Origin of the sequence: Nostoc sp., from assembly GCF_035638895.1 — a bacterium.
In the GTDB taxonomy this organism is placed as follows: domain Bacteria; phylum Cyanobacteriota; class Cyanobacteriia; order Cyanobacteriales; family Nostocaceae; genus Nostoc.
Genome location: NZ_DASQZC010000621.1, coordinates 1 through 1,821, shown reverse-complemented (window position 1 = coordinate 1,821; position 1,821 = coordinate 1). Strand labels below are relative to the sequence as shown.

Here is a 1,821-nt window from a genome sequence, read left to right as displayed (position 1 = left end):
GATTTCGCCTACTTTTTGGGGAGTAGTCGCAAGGGGGCTTATGGGGAAGCGGTAAACTGCGAATTGTTCTCCAGCTTGGCTAGGATTGATATCCGCATCTCCAACGGTATAGCCGTAAAGAACCATGAGAATTTTCTCCTTGTTAAAACCTGTTAAACTTTTGGGAATATTCCAAATATGCAGCATTCTAAATGTGCAAATTGCTATCTGGCTAAAAGTCTTTAACGACACAAACAAGAGCTTTAATTCGCAGACTAAGATATAAAACTAGTCTGCGTTATTTTACTTTGTTTATATAGCCTATAAGCTTGCAAACTTGTAACACTACTAAACCTTTGACTGGAAACAAGCTAAGACAACTTAACTCAATACTCTTCTAGTGAGTATTTACTCAATGAACAAAGAGAAAAGGGTGTTTGATTTGCCGATTTAAAGTCAAAGTTTAAAGTTAAAAACTATATTTGAAATCATCTTAATAAGACTATATTTGATTAATGTTAATAAAAAGTTTTTTAAATATTAAGATTTGATAATATTTGGTTAATTTTTAGTAGCTAATGATTGTTTTCCTTGGCTGATACAAGCATAATTCGGCTGTTTTAATAGCTATTAAACGATTGAATCTTCGTAGGCGATCGCTATTAACATGTTCACTTCAAAATACCTTTAACAAAAATAATTAAAAAAGAGTTAGAGGATAGAATAAATTTCAAAATAAAATCCAGTTAGTCTCTAGAAAAAGTACAGGTAGTTTAGCCAATAAAACTTTTTTATCTTTAGCTCCGTCCTTCAACTCTTGTAAAAGTAGTTTTTACAAAAGTTGAAGAAAGAGTATCTTAACGACTGTTATTCATTAACAATCGTAAAGCCTTCATAATCAATGGCTCCAGTCGAAGCACTTGGTAAATTAACGGTACCAAGTAAGGTGGCGGTTGCAAAGCCAGCACCATTAGCACCACCAGCACTACCTAAACCCAAACCTGATGCAGCAAGTTCATCTTGGTAGCCTGTGATCTCATAGACAGCGCCATTTTCTAGCAAAGCCAACAATCTTTGAGAACCAGTGTTAGTAAATGCCAGCCCAGAATCTAAGTCCACATTCAGAGCTTGCCCTGAAGGAGTTCTCAAAGTAATTTGTGCAGATAGCTCACCAGTGAGCAAATCTACTTTGTGAAGTTGGTTGCCATCTCCATCACCATTGGTGAAATCACTAGCTATAGCGCGAGTTCTACCAGGATTGAGATTGTCGATAGCTAATCCATCAGCATGTTTTCCAGGGTTGGTAGGTTGAGTTCCTTGTCTTTGTGCAGCAGTAGTAGGTGCGCCAAAGCCGTCTACAAGGCTGATAGTTCCAGGGTTAGCTGTAGTAATTTTATAAAGAGAGCTTCCTACTGCCGTTTCAGAATCCGATGAAATGTTGTATAGAACAATTGGTTGACTAGCTACTGAATAGTCACGGCCAAAGTCAGCACCTAAGTCAAACCCAAAACGACGTAGGTCGGATGGTGTAGGTGTTGGTGAGGCACTAGCTGGAGCAAAAGGCTGATCAATATTATCTACCCGAACAACAGGACCAGGTGTTGGAACAGAGCCACGCGCTTCGTTAACCGCACTTGCTCTTCCGGTAATGGGGTTAGTTCCCAAACCTTCTAGTTCTGCGTTAGGAACATTGGCAGCAGTGATTTCGCCTACTTTTTGGGGAGTAGTCGCAAGGGGGCTTATGGGGAAGCGGTAAACTGCGAATTGTTCTCCAGCTTGGCTAGGATTGATATCCGCATCTCCAACGGTATAGCCGTAAAGAACCATGAGAATTTTCTCCTT

Annotated in this window: 1 protein-coding gene; it reads right to left on the bottom strand. The window is 39.4% G+C overall.

Annotated elements, in window-relative coordinates; all coding sequences use genetic code 11:
- Nucleotides 1-846: 846 nt before the first annotated feature.
- Nucleotides 847-1,806: a hypothetical protein gene (locus VE944_RS30240; RefSeq protein ID WP_324986287.1), complete on the bottom strand. Its 960-nt coding sequence runs from the start codon at nucleotides 1,804-1,806 to the stop codon at nucleotides 847-849.
- Nucleotides 1,807-1,821: the final 15 nt, after the last annotated feature.